Genomic DNA, 16749 nt, shown 5'->3' with positions numbered 1-16749 from the left:
CCCAAATGATAAAGGTAATCTGTTACGTGGACCAAGCAGTACAGGAAATTAAATGATATTACCGTCACGCCTTAGAACATTCATAGCTGCAGCTTTATTAGGACTTCTTAACACTGCACATGCGGCCGACATACCGGAGCCGGATAAAGATATTTATCAGGATCAGGATCTGTATCCTTACAGCCCCTCACTTCCTTCGCTTGAGAGCCAAGCTGAATTGCGACTTGTTAAAACTGATCTAAATAAATATCTTAGGCGCAAACTTCTCTGGCAAGGGAGCCTTGATATTCCTTATGAATATTGTGACTTTATTGAAAGTCTCATCTCAAATGAGATCCATAAAACCCTTATCTGGTTGAAACGAGGACTAGGAATGAGGCGAGATTTGCAAGATCTTACTCTTCCGGACGAGCTTCAAGAACAGATTAAGAAAGCATCAAGCAATGTCATCAAAGGTTTTGATAAAATTGCCCCTTTAATAATTACCTCGGCGGACAAAACTATTAATGAGCAAGAATATCACCATCAATATGCTCTGTTAATTATGATCTTTGATACATATTTTAAGGATCAACTATTATGGATTGCTTACCATTTACTTCAGCCTGTGCCCCCTAGTAAAACTGATAGCCATCATAAGAGTCCCCAAATTAAGCGCCTGGTCGCCTATGATTTACTTATACCGCCTCTTACGGGCGATTCTCTAGCATTATGGCAATCAAAGAGAGATCACTTTTATCTATTAAATCAAGTCGTGCGTATTTCGACAGCGTCGTTTACTGAATTCGATTTACAACAAATAAAAGAGAAGACTAATATTAGTCTCAATTGCACTTTAGATGATCGGCAACTAATCCGTTATTTTGATAATAGCTGCACTTTCCTAGGCGAGACATTTCTGCTTGAAAAGCAAAATCTTGAAAATGTTAATGACTTCCTTTGTTTGAGCGAAAAAATATTAGGAGCAGAATTAGATTTATACCGACATTATCAGGAACTATTTCCCAACCTGATGGTTCAAGATAAAATTAAAATTGATGTGCAAGCTTCTCTTGCCCCTCACTTAATTACTCTACATCAGACCTTCTTTGAGAACCTTATTCATCTTTATCTTAATACTGTGACACGCGTTAACGAAATTAAGGAGGCCCAAGCCATAGCTGAGCAGAGTCTATTTTTTGCAGAAAAAATCCATAATCAACTTATTCGTCACGTAGGAAATTTAGTGACCAATAACGTTAAAGCGACCACTCATAAGGAAATGAGCAACCTTTATAAAACAAGTATCCATAATCTCTTTACAACAACTCTGAATTTTCTAGAACAGCATTATCAACAGCGAAGCCTTTTTACTAAAGCCCTTACATCTTTAGGTGGGCGCACCTCACAGACCCAAGAATTTTTTAAAAAACTTAAACAAATCTGTGAAGAAAGATTTCTTTTTCTTGCGGCCCCGAGTGTATCCCCTAATCTTTGCTTAGTGGATAGCTTTGAACGTCTTGAAAAACAAATGCTAGAAACGGACCAATCTACTGTCGAGCCCTTTAAGAAGGTTCTCTCTGGTTATTGGTAGAGCATAGCAATATCCACACCAGAAAAGTATGTAATAAATGCGCAAAAGCCCTGCTTTCTCAGTATTACCTGTCTTCCTTGTAAAGGATACTTATAACTTGAGCGGCAAGAGCAAGTGATCTCCCCTTGTATCTTTCTGTCCTAAGAGAGAGTAGGATCCTCGAAGATAACTAGAACCGATAATTGAACTCGAGAAGCAATCGATTTAAGCGCTCAGAAGAGGACCACTCATTATTATAGTTGAGGCTTAAAGACAAGTCTTCGGTTAAGGCGGCAGCAATGCCGATACCCGTCTTTAAAATTCGCTGCTGCTTGTCGTTGACTTTGACGGTAAAGGTATCTTCATAATCGCTCATGGACGCTCTTACCTGCTGAGGATTACCCAGATGACGTCGATAAATATAGGCTAACGTGCCCTGCAGATAAATTGGTAGATTACGCCACAGCATAGCATACGAAACTTGAGCTCCAATCTTGCTCTGAACAACACGGCTGGTACGGCCCGCTACCTTCAAAGCAGGGTTAAGACCTTGGCTGATTTCGCGATAATTGTTCTCTTTCAGAAACAGTCCACTTAGGCCGCCATAACCAGTTACCGTCATAGCGGGTGTTAATTCGATATCATGCCCTCCTTCGACCGCTCCGCTTACATGCTCTCCTTTATGGTGCTGGTTGTTCGCATAAATGGCTGAGCTTAATTGAAGATGACGGACTCCTTCAAAAGCGTGATGGCCGTAAAATCCTGCCGCCTTTATGTACCAACTGGCCTGGGGCCGCCACTGGCCATGAAGGCCCAAGCTATAGCTATTGATCTGGCCATGACCATAATTTCTTTGCAAATGATACCACCGTTTAGTATAGCCCAGGGAACCACCCAACAATAAATTCTCTAGAACTTTAATCGTGCTTCCGATTGTCGTTGTTGACAGCTTACTCTTCACTCCTGGCGTTCCTATGGTTGGACTGCCATCTGGGACAGCATGGCGCTTACTCTCCACGGCTGTTTGTTTTAACCATACTGTCGTATTGCCATAAGCAACCTTCATATGTTGGGGCGCCTCTTGACCTTGTGATAACAGCGTATGCTGACTTGCATAACTGTCAGCACTTTTACTGGCATATAAACTGTTCAGGCTTTGAGTCATCGGCATTGCTAGCCGGGAGATCATCTGGGCAATCTGCTTAGAGGCAGTGCTTTTCTTCTTAGTGTTGCGCAGACGCTTTAAAGTGTCTTCAGTCGCAAATGAAGAGAAGAGCTCATCAACTTGGCCTAGTTCAGACTTTCCAATCGTCGCACCAAGTAAGACATTGGCAGATGGCTGCAGCTGATTTAAGGCTTCGTATAACTCACTTAAAGATAAGGTAGGAAAGATACGTATCAATTCACCAAGCTGGGAGCTTGCTGGTGGCTTTTGACGGAAAATATAATCAGCCACTATTCCAGGATTACCGTCGGTTGCCACCTCGTTGAGTGTAAAGGCCTGGACAGCCGTTAGCTGAACACTATTAGCTAGATAATTAAGCGTGTATTTAAGCATAGCTGACGAGGTCGTAACCGCATTAAACTGGGTGGCGATAGGGTTGCCAGCCGTCAAGATGGTATAAGTCTTAGGTGTTATGTAGTTGCCAGCCTGAGGCAGAATGTTGAGTGTCCCCCCTAAAGTTGCTGTCCCCGTCACTTGGATGAGATCTGATTGGCTGGCATCATTAATCTCACAAGCATAAGTTCCATTACTATTATCAAAGTTGGATAGCACCTGAATGATACCAATAGAATTACCCGGTTTGACAATTCCTGAATTTGTCAGATTATTAACCGTCGCATTACCGGTAAAGCGTGCGACATTGGCCACAGTAACAGTGGCATTCGGCAAAGACCCATTAATTTTCAATTCGTCTGCGTTAGCGATCAAGGTTCCTGAATACCCTGGGCTCACACTCGAAATTTGCAGCAGTCCAACCCCTTGCTTTTCTAAGGTGGCGTTGCCGCTAAGAGCACCTGTCAAGTTCGCCATATTACCATTGGTGTCAATAATTCCATTAGCCGTCACAGCGATGGGATTGGCAACATTAGTTAAGTTGGCGGCAATGACCAATTTGGTGCCAGCATTATTAAAAGAAAGCGCCCCTGATCCTAAACCCTGATCATTTGCTAATGCCACCGTATCACCGTCAAGAATAATGCCATTAAAAGCGTTAGCACTGGCCAGAGTTAAGACACCACTGCCAAGCTTTCTTAAGGTCGACGTTCCAGTGATCGTACCGCTTAAAGTTACATCATATCCTTGAGTATCCAAGTTACTGTTGGCATTAACAGTAATAGCATTGGCAATAGGATCTGTTAAAGCTGAACCAATTTCGAGTGTTGTCCCTACCCCAGCAAAGATAATGGTCCCCGTCCCTACTCCTTGCTGATGCGTAATGCGGACTGTCCCATTGGTAAGCGTCGTACCACCGCTATAAGTTTGCGCACCATTAATGGTCAGCTTTCCGGACCCTTGCTTTTCTAAGGAGCCAGTCCCGGAAATCACATTGCTATACGAGAGATCATCAGCGCGATTAAAGATCACAGTAGCCGCGTTGACCATGTTTCCGGCAACACTGCCCGTGGTGCCGCCATTACCGATTTCTAGAGTTCCGGCACTAATAGTGGTGCCGCCGCTATGGGTACTGGCTCCAGTCAGGGTCAACGTCCCCGCCCCTTGCTTTTCCAGCGACCCAGTTCCCGACATATTGCCACCATAGGTTAAGGCATTGGAGCGGTCAAAGATCACAGCAGCATTGTTAATAATATCACCGGCCAAACTTCCTGTCGTGCCGCCATTACCTACTTGTAACGTGCCAGCCGTAATTGTCGTCGCCCCGGTATAGGTTTGAGCCGCATCAATCGTGATTTTTCCGGCGCCTTGCTTTTCTACCGTGCCGCTACCTGAGATCACATTGCTGTAAACAAGATCATCAGAGCGATTAAACCTTAAGGCAGCATTGTTGGTAATATTGCCAGCCACACTTCCCATCGTACCACCATTGCCAATTTGCAACGTGCCGGTGGTAAGGGTGGTGCCGCCGCTATGAGTGTTGGCGCCGGTAAGCGTCAGCGTGCCGGCGCCTTGCTTCTCTAGGGACCCCGTTCCTGTAATGGCACCCCCGTAAGTTACCACATCTGAACGGCTAAAGATTAACGCTGCATTGTTAAGAATATCTCCAGTCACATTTCCCGTCGTGCCATTGTTACCGATTTGCAGAGTTCCAGCGGTAATGGTGGTACCACCCGCAAGGTATCGCCGCCGCCACTAATAATTCCGGTGAAAGTTCCATCGTAGTTATTGAGATCAAGCCCGCTTGGTTGCGCCGCCGCAAGAACGAGAGGATTCGCCACAGTATAAGCACCTGCGAGTTGAAGCCCTCCGCCCCCCAAGGTAACGCTACTTGTTCCTAAAGCGTTAGCATGGCCAATCGCAATTGTCCCGGCATTCACGCTGGTGCCGCCGCTATAATTATTGTTCCCAGAAAGAGTAAGTATGCCTGAGCCTGTCTTGCTAAGGCTGCCCCCCGTTCCTCCGGCAACTCCCCCATCTTGGATGGTGCCACCGAAGGCGGTAGCTGAGTTGCTACCAAGGCTAAGGGTCTTGGCCCCTAAACTGATCTGCCCTTGAGCACTGTTGAGACTACCCATGGTTAAGGAAGAGGCACTGATGCCACTGATATCAAAGATTGCGGTATTATCGGCAAAGCTTAAAGCAGAGGTTCCTATCGTGCCATTATTATTTAAAGCTAGGACCACTTTAGAGCCAATCGATGTCGTCCCACTATAAGTGTTGACCCCCGTTAAGGTTAAGGTCTTGGCCACACCCCCACTATTGGTGACAGAGAAGGTATTACCGCCGGCACTAATAACTCCGGTAAAGGTTCCATCATAATTATTGAGATCAAGCCCGCTTGGTTGCGCCGCCGCAAGAACGAGAGGATTCGCCACAGTATAAGCACCTGCGAGTTGCAGCCCCCCGCCGCCAAAAGTAACGCTACTTGTTCCTAAAGCGCTAGGATTGCCAATAGCGATTATGCCCGCATTCAGGCTAGTACCTCCACTATAATCATTGACCCCAGAAAGAGTGAGGGTCCCCGGCCCGGTCTTGGTGACACTCGCCCCCGTTAAAGTGCTCAAGCCGCCATCTAAGAGATTACCGGCAACAGTTCCAGACCCCAGGCTCAAGTTCTGGTTGCCTAATTCAATGCTACTGCCTGCAACAGCGTTAATGCTGCTCAAGGAAGGATTAGCCGCTCCATTACTAATATCATAGGTCGCGCCATTAGCAATACTGATGCTGTTGGCAAGACTCGCTCCGGTATTCAGAGCCAAAGTGCCCGCCGCAATTGTCGTTGAGGACGGCGTATTTGCCCCGCCAATAACAGTGGTCCCAGTGCCTTGGAAAGTTACTGTATAGGCGCTCGTAATCGGATTACTAAAATAGCCGGTATAGCCGCCATTATCGAGGGTAGCATTGCCGGTCAAGATGACATTATTTGCGACCGGATTAGCCGCCGTAATAGTGTTTCCCAGTGCCAGCGTACTTCCTGACGCTAAGGAAACATTACCCGTGCCTAATGCTTGATAATGACTTATGGCTAAGGTTCCAGCACTAATAGTGGTGCCACCCCGGCAGAGAGAATTCCACTCAAAGTTCCATCGTAGCCGCTCAGATCAAGGGTACTGGTCTGTGCTGTCGATAACGCAACTGGGTTAGCAAGACTATACCCCCCGCCAAGGCTTAATGTCGCAGCACTACTGGCTGTGCCCAGGGTAACAATTGCACTGCTATTCCCTAAAGCATCGGCACTGCCGACAATCAGTTTGCCTTGATCGATATTAAGAGGGCCGGTAAAAGTATTAGTTCCCGATAAAGTTAAGTTGCCCGTACCTTGTTTGGTGGTGGTGCCGGCGCCGCTTAAAACCCCACTGTAGGCACTGTTACTGCTCTGGTTAAAGATTAAGGCCGCCGTATTGGCAATATTGGCGGTCATAGCGGTGGTATCACCGGTAAAGGTTAAGGTGCCGGCACTAATGGTGGTGGCCCCCGTATTAGTGTTATTGCCACTGAAGGTTAAGGTGCCGGTGCCCGACTTGGTGAAGGTACCACTGCCGGATGCCACGCCAGAGGCCGTCACATTAAAGCCATTGGTGTTGATCGTGCCCGCGCCGGTCAGGCTGATGGCATTGGCGGCGGTCAGAGCCGCGGTGGTTTGTAAAGTGCCACCATTAAAGATCAAGGTACTGGCACTAATATTATTGGCCGCCCCTATGCTCACCGTGCCCCCACTGATGGTGGTCGTGCCGGTATGACCGGCAGCATTGTTAGCCGTTAAGATGATCGTCCCGGCGCCCGTCAGAGTTAGATTCCCGGTTCCTGACAAAACACTGTTAACAGTTAATGTGTTGCCGCCATTATCAAAGGTACCGCCGCCGGCATTAATGGTGGTGGGCCGAGCTAAGGTAGTAGTAGCACTTACAGCTAAGGTGCCGGCATTCAAGCTTAACGCCCCGGTAGTGTCACCCAGATTGCTGGCGGAACTAATTTGCACGGTGCCACCATTAATGGCCCAGGCGCCAGTATAGCCGCCACTCGCCCCACTGAGGGTTAAGGTGCCGATGCCTTGCTTGGTGGTCGTGCCGGCGCCACTTAAGACGCCACTATAAGCACTATTACTGCTCTGGTTGAAGATCAAGGCCGCGGCATTGGCAATATTGGCGGTCATAGCGGTGGTATCACCGGTAAAGGTTAAAGTGCCGGCACTAATGGTGGTGGCCCCGGTATTAGTATTATTGCCACTGAAGGTTAAGGTACCGGTGCCCGACTTGGTGAAGGTACCACTGCCCGACACCACGCCAGAGACCGTCACATTAAAGCCATTGGTATTAATGGTGCCAGCGCCGGTCAGGTTAGTCGTGTTAGCTAGAGTCATTGCCGCGCTAGGCTGTAAAGTGCCGCCATTAAAGATCAAGGTACTGGCACTGATGTTGTTGGCGGCGCCAATGCTGAGGGTGCCGCCACTGATGGTCGTGGTGCCGGTATGACCCGCCGCATTGTTGGCTGTTAACGTGGTCGTCGCTCCGCCCGTGAAGCTCAAGTTGCCACTGCCGCTGATGACCCCCGAAACGGTAATATTATTGCCATTATTATTGATGATTCCGGCCCCAGTCATGGTAATCGCATTGGCTGCTGTTAGAGCTGCCGTAGTCTGTAAGGTGCCACCATTAAAGATCAGAGTACTGGCACTCATATTATTGGCGGCGCCGATACTAAGCGTGCCGCCACTAATGGTCGTGGTGCCGGTATGACCTGCAGCATTGTTGGCTGACAAGATGGTGGTGCCGCCGCCTGTGAAGCTTAAATTACCGCTGCCGCTGATCACTCCAGAGGTGATGGCATTGGCAACTGTTAAGGCTGCTGTGGTTTGTAAGGTGCCACCATTGAAAATCAAGGTACTGGCACTAATATTATTGGCCGCACCAATGCTCACCGTCCCGCCGCCAATGGTCGTCGTGCCGGTATGACCAGCAGCATTGTTGGCCGTTAAGGTCGTGTTCCCCGCGCCTGTGAAGCTCAAGTTGCCACTGCCACTAATAACTCCAGACACAGTAACGGTGTTGCCATTATTATCAATAGTGCCAGCACCCGTCATGGTAATAGCATTGGCAGCAGTCAAATTGGCCGTGGTCAACAAAGTGCCACCATTAAAGATCAGCGTATTAGGACTAATGTTATTGGCGGCGCTTATACTTAAGGTGCCAGCATTGATAGTTGTCGTTCCAGAGTAACTGGGTGTTCCGGACATGGTAATTATGCCACTACCCTGTTTGATAATATTTCCCGTACCCGTTATGGTACCTGCAACTGTTGTATTGTTTGCTCCTCCAAAAGTAAGACTGAGCGCTCCTAAGGCAATAGTGGTCCCACTGCTGGCTGATAAGTTACCAATTGTCTGGTTGCTTGCAGCTGCAGAAATATTAAATGTTCCCCCCGTGATCGTTACGTCGCCTGAACTAAGAAGAGAGCCCGCGCTACTTAAAGCAAGTGTTCCGTTTTGGATAGTGGTCCCACCGCTATAAGTATTAGCGGCAGTAACTGTTAGAATTCCTGTCCCTGTTTTAGTAAGTCCTGCTGCTCCTGAAATCACTCCTGAAAGTGTAGCATTAAAACTATTGGTATTGACGGCAGCATTTCCAGTGAGAATAATAGCCGTAGCAAGGTTAGAGAGAGCCGCTGCCGCCTGTAAGGTTCCATTAAGGCTTAATGAGCCACTACCCAAGGCATTATTGTTCCCCACTCCTAAGGTACCAAGGTTAACGGTGGTATTGCCGGAAAACCCCGTATTAGAGCTCATGAGAGTTAATGTTCCACTACTGTTTTTAGTAAGCGCACCCGTCCCGCTTAAAGTCCCTGTTAGCGTCAAGCTATAGCTTTGGGGGTCGATGATAGAAGGAGTAGCCATAGAGATATTATTGCTGAGGCTTAAGCCTGCAGCGGCCGCCTGTAGAATACCACCATTTAAAGTAACTGTTCCTGTTCCCAAACCACTGTTGTTGCCGACGCCTACGGTACCGCTATTGACTGAGGTGCCACCAGTATAAGTATTAGATCCATTCAGCGTAACAGTATTTGTTCCTTGAATAGTCAGTTGCCCCCCGGTAGAGCCTGTATTGCCATAATCATCAGCAATCGTACCATTGCTGATGATATTGCCGTTGGTGGAGTCCAAAGTAACTGTAGAACCACCCATCATAAATAAGTCCGATCCAGCTGCTTGGCCAGCAGTAGCACTTCCCCCTCCAGCAGCACCTAATGTTACGCTATTGAGAACCGTTTGCCCAAAACTCATAGGCCCTTGCAATGTCAGTACGGCATTATTCCTAACAAAGATCCCTCCTCCAAATCCTGCTCCACCTCCACCATTACCATTACCATCACTGTTGCCGCCCCCAAAACCACCGCTATTATTAATAGCTCCTCCACCACCGCCAAATCCACCGGGAGCACCCGCTGTATTACCACTCCCGCCGCCGCCTCCAAAACCACCGCTACCACTACGGTTGTAGCTACCACCCCCACCGCCCCCAAATCCGCCTGAGCCTGCTGGGTTATAGCCTGAACCGCCACCTGCGCCACTACCACCGCCCCCAAATCCACCGGCAGCTCCTACGCGAGTAGACGCACCGCCACCACCCGCGCCACCACCAATGCCCCCTGCAGCGCCTACTCCTGAGGATCCGCTTATGCCACCTACACCACCGCCGCCACCACCTGAGGTGCCAGAGCCGCCACCCCCACCGTAACCTGTACTGGTGCTAGTGATGCCAGCCGCACCACTACCCCCCCACCACCACCGCCGCCACTTCCTCCTGCACCTCCACTATATCCATTTCCTGCTGAACCAAACGAAGTACTCAAAATCTGGCCAATTCCTGTGCCACCAAAGCCGCCACCGCCACCACCGCCATTTGAGGAGGAACCATTACCACCGCTGCCTCCTATCCCACCACCGCCACCGCCACCGCCCGAGCCCGCACCGGCAGTGGTATCTCCGCTTCCGCCATTGCCTCCTATCCCACCACCGCCACCGCCACCGCCGCCACTAAAGCCCGTATTTGGAGAATTGCCACCAGTTGCCCCATTTCCACCTAATCCACCACCACCGCCTCCTATAGTAGTAAGGGTACTAGTAGCCCCTGCCCCCCCTACAGCCTTGCAATTATTAAAGATAACATTGCTATAAGTAACAGCTGAATAAGAATTGATAAACCCAGCACCTCCAGCGCCCATGCCGCCACCGCCCCCGTTAATACCCTGCCCTCCTAATGCTCGCATATTCTGAAACGCCATGTTGCTGACTTTTACTGTAAACAAACCTGCATTGCTCGAGCCTAAATCAGTAGCAGTTGAGGAAGTAGGGACTTGGCTTAAAAACAATCCGCGATAAGTATTTGCTCCATCAAGGGTAACATTATTATTTCCATTAAAATTCCAAGTCTTATTAATAGGAGCAGCAGTTGTACTCGCTCCATTATAATTTGAAATCATAGGCAAATGATTGCCTAGCGTAATTGTCTGAGCTGAGCCGAACACTAAATTAATGGTAATATTGTTTACTGCTGACGCGTTCGCCGTGAGGATTGCGCCGCGTAAATTATAGCCGCTGCCTCCCGCCCCGGGCGTACCAAATTGAGGGGAGCTAGGGTTATCAGTCGCGAGGGTTACGTTATAAGTTTGAGAGCATAAAGCATCTTCCCCCCTAAGAAAGCAAGCAATCAGCCCAATAAAAATATTCTTTAACAAACACTTAACCATCACCCTTTATGGTACAAGAGAGATATGGTATTTAAAATAAATTTTACTAAAAATTAACCTTTATAACCCTCTCTACTGCTTGAAATAACTAGGTTTTATAAAAGACGGATGAAGATAGCAGCTAAAAGAGAATAATAACTTGCAACCAGGTTCATGGAGATGGAATTTTATTCTAAGGAAGCTTAAGGATGACATTTTAGGAGCTCACTCATCTTACGGTGAAAGTGTGAGTAGCTATTTTGCAAAAGGAATTGAACCTGAGCGTTCCTTGAATGTGACGAAATCACTAATAAATTTAGACTGCTTAGGGGATCACAGGTCTATCTCTTTGGCGGAGAGAGAGGGATTCGAACCCTCGATACACTTTACAGCGTATGACGGTTTAGCAAACCGTTGCCTTAAGCCGCTCGGCCACCTCTCCAGCTAATAAATAATGTAAAGCTGCTATTGCTGCTTGTCAAACTAAAAATCTATTCTCAGACCCATGACGTCTAAAAAAATAGGCAAGTTAGTCTTTTCTTGAATGTTTAAATTTTTGCTCACCTCCGTACCATCCAAGGCCCCAGCTACTTAAAGCATTGGACTCATTGCTTTATCTGTCTCATGACTAATAATAAGCGGGGTCCTGTAATCCCACTAATCGCGCAGCCTCAACGAGCGCCCAATGAATAGCTTTTAAGTCAGGAGAAGCAGGTATGCATATTATGTGTCCCTCTACCTGCTCGAGTTGGCAATCAGCCAAAATGATGCGTAAGTAGCTCGAGGGAACGCGCACATAAGATTCATAGTCAGCAATTATAACTTGCCAATCCTGAGGAGATGAAGGATCATAGGTCTGGCTGGGTATACCAATACTCAACAACAATTTCTTGACTTCCCCCTGTCTCTGGCAATAAATGGCCACTTTTAGCCCTCTTAGACTATACAGAATCATGAACCCCCTCACAAAAAACAATCTATGGTTTACAGACGGAAAATAACAACTGATGGTTGTTAAGTCAAGTTTTTAGATCAGCCCTTGTACTTTTTTTTGACAAACCCCCAATATCTCGTTATATTGGAGGTATCTTATAGATGGCGAAGTAGCTCAGTTGGTTAGAGCAGCGGAATCATAATCCGCGTGTCGGGGGTTCAAGTCCCTCCTTCGCTACCACCCTTTAAACTTTATCTCCCAACCTTTTATCCTGATAAAGGCCAGAGCTTTTTCTACAAGTCTTGCTTTGAGGCAACAATGCGACCAAGAGCAGGGTTATCATCACCACGCACCGATAGGCCATCTGACTCTAAGCGGTACTCAATACGGAATCCCATTGCTTCTAACTCTGCACAAAACTCTGTAAAGTTTATATAGCGGCGATAGTGATCAGTTACTCCTTCCGTCTTACTGAGCTGCATTGACCGTTTAAACATGGGATCACTTTGAGTTCTAAATTCTAGCAATAGCTTTGCGCCCGCTTTGATGGTGCGTAGATAAGACATAAACTTTCTTTGTTCCGCTTCACTGATGGAATGGATAAAAAAACGGGCATAGAAATAGTCGCAGTCTACGAATTGCTTTAGCTTTTCATGATCATTAATATCCACCACTTGAAAGGCGTCTTTATTGTCAGTTTGCCCACGATTGGTCTCAATTGCAGAGTCGGAGGCGTCTATTCCAACTGATAACAGATTGTTTTTCATGAAATAAAATGTATCTCGCCCATTGCCACAGGCAATATCGACTATCTTAGCACCAGGCTTGACGATGTTATTTTTTACAAGGAATTTAGCAAAAGTTGACGGCGATAACTCTAGACTTTGATTGCTATAAAAGCTATTCCAAAATCTGTAATTATTTGCAGCCAATGGCGCGGGCATGACGCCTGTTTCTAAGAAATCTCGCACGCGTTCTTTTAAGGGACCAGTGGGCTCAGCTGGGTGGCGATCTTCCTCTTTAATACGCCAAAGATAATTATTCTCAAGCTTTAGATTATGTTTATGGGAGATATAAACGATATCTTTCCAGGCAGGACCGTAAAAACTGTTAAGAAAGGGAGCAGCGTTGGTTAACCCTTTAAGCTCGAACGCCCCAAATTTCCATAGCTTGACTGAGTTAAAATCTTCTTGAGCAATTCTAGCTTTATGAAAAATCTTACGACCTTGTTCCGGCTGTACTCGGTACTCGCTAGACTCTGAATCTAGATAAAATTCAAATAGGTCAATAAAGGGGAGAACTTCTTTACCGTTTGTAAGACGAATTTTGGTGCGCGAATATACTTTAAAGCCAACGATGTTTTCAGGATCCTTAAACAAATTATATCCTAGCTCCCAAAACACTTTTTTCAATGAGAGCAATTTCTCAGCATGAACGTTATCAAACATTAAATCGACATCATCATCATGGGGCAGAATCCCTTGTGACCGCTGTGGCTGCATTCCAAGTAAGGTGCCAAAGGCCGCTGAATAAGGGATATTATGGTGATCAAGCAATTGCGAGACATCATAAGTTACTTGATACAAGGCTAAGACTAAATTGGGATCAGTTTTCAGCATCTGCCGCACTTCCTGACGCTGAGCTTCTGGGGCCTGATCTAAGTTAATGCACGTGTCTTGCGCTTGCAGCGAGAAGATATTGAAAAGCAGAGCCGGTAATGTTTTAGAAAACCAATACATTTTTTCCTCATAGATGGATGTTAGATTAGGAATACCTGCGAGACGAGCGAGAGCTGCTTACCCCTTGCTGCCAAAATTACTAAGGGTTGTCCAAGACGAATCCCAGAAATGAACGCCAAAGGAAAAAGGCGGCACGGGGTCTTGCTCTCGTACAACCTCTTTTTGGGGATAAGCATCAAGTAAAGTAGGGAAAATATAGCCGGAGGGTAGAATTACGTCCCGCCCTGAATGATAACCGATACTTTGGGCGACAACGGTGGTAAAGGCGCCGGGCCCGGTAATCAAAATAGTCGCAAAGCCGTCCTCGTTAGGGATATTTTTTATATAGGTTGGCACCGTCGCCGGATCATAATTTCGTTGAATGAGACGAACAAAGTCTTGAATAAGAGGATGATGCGGTGCTGCTGCAAAGAAGGCATTACAAATAAACGAGGACATCGGCTCCCGGGCCGCAAAGAACGAGTATGATAACAATAAGGGAGTCAGAGACTGATAAATACGATAATCAGTATCCCGATAAATGCCACCATATTTTTCAATAATTGCTACCCGAGCAATGTCGCTGGCGCGCCCAAATCTCTTATGTTTGATCTCCTTTTTAATAAGGCTGTATAAAGGGGAAGACTTTAGCTCACCAATTTTCTTAATTTCAATGGCACTATCTAAAAGACGGAGCACAGTTTGCGGCAATCTTTTCTTACTCTTCACCCATAGAATATGCTGATACCCTTCTTTGGGAGAGCAGGCCTTAGCGGACCCGGTGGCATAACGGATATACTTTTCGGGCAATTCTATTGGCTTATCGTCATGCGTAAACCAAATTGAGTGAATAACAGGAGGAATCAGTGATTTCTTTAAGGTTATCTGCTTACCCTCAGCTACCAACCGATTAAAAAGATAAGGGAGATAATTATTCTGATAAAGTTTATTTAAGCGTTTATGATATTCCACGCTATCTATGCCTTCGTTGCGGCAAATGCAATCTAAGAAATAGCTCAGATTGCCATTATAATCTTTTACAAAGTCGAGCGATAAATTGCTGGGGGGTTAACCAAGTAATAGATAGGGCTATAAGGCAAGAATAAGGGGTTCTTAGAAACGTCAACATTAACTGACGCTGGCAAGAAGGTTGGCTTAAAATCAGCAGACTGTATAAAATGTGGACGGTAAGAAATTTCCTTGGAACTAATAACAAATTTATATTGGGAAGCATCTCGTACTAAGTTCACAAAGGCTTCAAAATGCTGCCCTTTTCCTGGCAGAATTTTTAATCCCCTACACGCTTCATCTGCAGCTAGCCTAACACTTTTATGGGCCTCAATTTTAATCCGCTTGGTGAAAGTGTATCCATCTTTTTGAATGTTAAACTTTACCCATACATCTTGGGCAAGATCACTATGGACAAGGGTATGAGTCTGACAGATTTTCTCAATAAAATGATGAACTTCCTGCTGCTGGTAATTATAAGGGTGCAAAGTTTTTTCATTATTAATATTGCTTTTGCCCATCCACAAGCTTTCTTCTGCATGAACGGTTGCCAGGATCAGGCAAGTTATCAGCTTCATCTTATGCATTAAGAATTCTCCATTATATATATTGCCCTCAGTACAATACACTTGAAAGCCACCACGCTGATAAAACTGATCAGCGGAAAAATATCAAACATATTATTTAATTTTTAGTAAAATTTTATATATTAGCAATAAGATTTTCTCTTAGATGACTTTACTAACATTTTACACCTAAAGAGTTTTGCTTGCAGATTTACTTATAGCTAAAGGATTAAAGGTAGAAACTTAATAAGAGGAGATTTATAAAATTGGGGAATAATTATTAATATTATCCGACGCTGCTGAGGCTTTCTGTTGGGAATGGGTTTGCTATAGCTATCATTCCCTCTATCCTCTAGCAATTGTGGCTTTATTGCTGACGTAGTAGGAAAATCTTATCTCAATATAGGGAGTTTATGCTTCTGATTTATAGGACAATACGGGATAAGAATAGGCTAGCTTTCTATATAAACGCGCCGGAATCTTTGCCCCATCCTCAGCAAGATTTCATAAGGAACTGTTCCAGCAAGTTTAGCAATTGAATCAACTGACACCTCTCCACCTATAACACGCACCCAGCCGCCCATGCACAGATAAGATTCAGGAATATCTGTTACATCAACTGTCATCACATCCATAGAGATGCGTCCTAAAATAGGAGCCTTAAAGCCTGCAATATCAATATAACCTTTATTAGATAATGCCCATGGATAGCCATCCGCATATCCTATGCCAATGGTGGCAACACGGCGAGCACTGGCGGCGACAAACGTCTGGCTATAGCCAATGCTTTGACCTACGACCACATCCTGGATCTGGTAAATACGGGCCCATAACTCCATAGATTCTTGTAAAGAGTTTGTTTTCCCATTTGTCGCATTGACGCCATGGAGAGCAATCCCAGGACGAACCATATTATAATGAAACTCTTCCCCCAAGAAGATGACGCCTGATTTAGCCAGGCTTGCTTTCATCTTTGGCATATGGCGTATCGCTTGATCAAAACGCTGCCGTTGCTGCAGAGAGAATGTCATATTCTCGTCATGGCTATAAACCATCTGGCTCAAGACAAGCTTGAGCTCCATACCCGCCAACAGCTCAGGTTGACTGGCAAGCGTCATATATTCTTTACTAGGCAAGCCGGTGCGGGTCATGCCAGTATCCACGTGCAGCGCGGCCGGTAATTTTTTTCCTACCATGTGGCAAAAAGCCTGCCAACGGGAGACCTGCCCTAAATCTGTTAACGCGGGGATAAGATGAAAGTCAGCATAGACGCCTTCACTGCCCGGGAAAAAACCATTCAAAATATAGATATCTGCTTGCCACCCCCGGTCCACAAAGGCTTCCCGTAAGGCCACGCCTTCATCCGCAAAGGCAACAAAGAAAGATCGACAGCCTTCCCGATATAACCTTATCCCCATGGGTACTGCGCCCATCCCGTATCCATTTGCCTTGAGGACAGCAGCACATTCAGCGGATTTGGCTACTCCTTGCAACTGTCGATAATTACTTGCAACCTTATCTAAATTAACTGCCAGACATGAGTAAGTGGACGTCGGAAGGGCCTTGAGAAAGGAAGGAAGAGGTGCCTCAGTTGAGGGAGTTGGTAATGGATGTGTATTGGTTAGCAT

General features: G+C 46.2%; 11 protein-coding genes and 2 tRNA genes. 3 read left to right on the top strand and 10 right to left on the bottom strand.

Annotated features, from left to right (window positions below):
- Positions 1–52 precede the first annotated feature (52 nt).
- On the top strand, positions 53–1573 hold the full coding sequence (locus HMO_RS0103715) for a hypothetical protein (protein WP_010298836.1): 1521 nt from the start codon (positions 53–55) through the stop codon (positions 1571–1573).
- A gap of 169 nt (positions 1574–1742) precedes the next feature.
- Here the strand turns inward: HMO_RS0103715 and HMO_RS0103710 are convergent, their stop codons facing one another.
- From HMO_RS0103710 to HMO_RS15435, 3 genes are all read right to left on the bottom strand, one after another.
- Positions 1743–4784 (bottom strand): autotransporter outer membrane beta-barrel domain-containing protein, encoded by a 3042-nt coding sequence (locus HMO_RS0103710; protein ID WP_010298835.1) that lies wholly within the window; start codon positions 4782–4784, stop codon positions 1743–1745.
- Entirely contained in the window at positions 4781–6085 is a 1305-nt protein-coding gene (locus tag HMO_RS0103705) for a beta strand repeat-containing protein (protein ID WP_010298833.1), read from the bottom strand. The genes HMO_RS0103710 and HMO_RS0103705 overlap by 4 nt, the downstream gene beginning before the upstream one ends.
- Positions 6086–6198: 113 nt before the next feature.
- Positions 6199–9450 (bottom strand): beta strand repeat-containing protein, encoded by a 3252-nt coding sequence (locus HMO_RS15435; protein ID WP_010298831.1) that lies wholly within the window; start codon positions 9448–9450, stop codon positions 6199–6201.
- On the opposite strand from HMO_RS15435, the gene HMO_RS16745 reads away from it, so the two are divergent.
- Positions 9436–9699, top strand: a complete 264-nt coding sequence (locus HMO_RS16745) for a hypothetical protein (protein WP_175282082.1) — start codon at positions 9436–9438, stop codon at positions 9697–9699. The two genes, HMO_RS15435 and HMO_RS16745, sit on opposite strands and share 15 nt — an antisense overlap.
- Before the next feature lie 152 nt (positions 9700–9851).
- Here the strand turns inward: HMO_RS16745 and HMO_RS17295 are convergent, their stop codons facing one another.
- The 3 genes from HMO_RS17295 to HMO_RS0103690 all read right to left on the bottom strand — a co-directional run bounded on the left by HMO_RS17295 (position 9852) and on the right by HMO_RS0103690 (position 11850).
- On the bottom strand, positions 9852–10916 hold the full coding sequence (locus HMO_RS17295; protein WP_010298829.1) for a hypothetical protein: 1065 nt from the start codon (positions 10914–10916) through the stop codon (positions 9852–9854).
- Between the two features lie 329 nt (positions 10917–11245).
- Positions 11246–11337: transfer RNA gene (locus HMO_RS0103695), tRNA-Ser, on the bottom strand.
- Positions 11338–11523: 186 nt separating this feature from the next.
- Positions 11524–11850 carry a hypothetical protein gene (locus tag HMO_RS0103690; protein ID WP_010298828.1) on the bottom strand — a complete coding sequence of 109 codons (327 nt, stop codon included), beginning with the start codon at positions 11848–11850 and terminating at the stop codon, positions 11524–11526.
- A 142-nt stretch (positions 11851–11992) separates the two neighbouring features.
- On the opposite strand from HMO_RS0103690, the gene HMO_RS0103685 reads away from it, so the two are divergent.
- A tRNA-Met gene (locus tag HMO_RS0103685) sits at positions 11993–12069 on the top strand.
- A 53-nt stretch (positions 12070–12122) separates the two neighbouring features.
- Here the strand turns inward: HMO_RS0103685 and HMO_RS0103680 are convergent.
- The 4 genes from HMO_RS0103680 to alr form a co-directional block, all read right to left on the bottom strand.
- Positions 12123–13568, bottom strand: coding sequence for a LicD family protein (locus HMO_RS0103680; RefSeq protein WP_010298827.1), 1446 nt, complete (start codon positions 13566–13568; stop codon positions 12123–12125).
- Positions 13569–13625: 57 nt separating this feature from the next.
- Entirely contained in the window at positions 13626–14519 is an 894-nt protein-coding gene (locus HMO_RS0103675) for a glycosyltransferase family 32 protein (protein WP_010298826.1), read from the bottom strand.
- A gap of 65 nt (positions 14520–14584) precedes the next feature.
- Positions 14585–15142, bottom strand: a complete 558-nt coding sequence (locus tag HMO_RS0103670; protein WP_010298825.1) for a hypothetical protein — start codon at positions 15140–15142, stop codon at positions 14585–14587.
- Between the two features lie 431 nt (positions 15143–15573).
- Positions 15574–16749: an alanine racemase gene (gene alr, locus HMO_RS0103665; protein ID WP_010298824.1), complete on the bottom strand. Its 1176-nt coding sequence runs from the start codon at positions 16747–16749 to the stop codon at positions 15574–15576.

The sequence above is a fragment of the Candidatus Odyssella thessalonicensis L13 genome (assembly GCF_000190415.1).
In the GTDB taxonomy this organism is placed as follows: Bacteria; Pseudomonadota; Alphaproteobacteria; order Paracaedibacterales; family Paracaedibacteraceae; genus Paracaedibacter; species Paracaedibacter thessalonicensis.
This window is presented reverse-complemented; position numbering and strand designations above follow the sequence as displayed.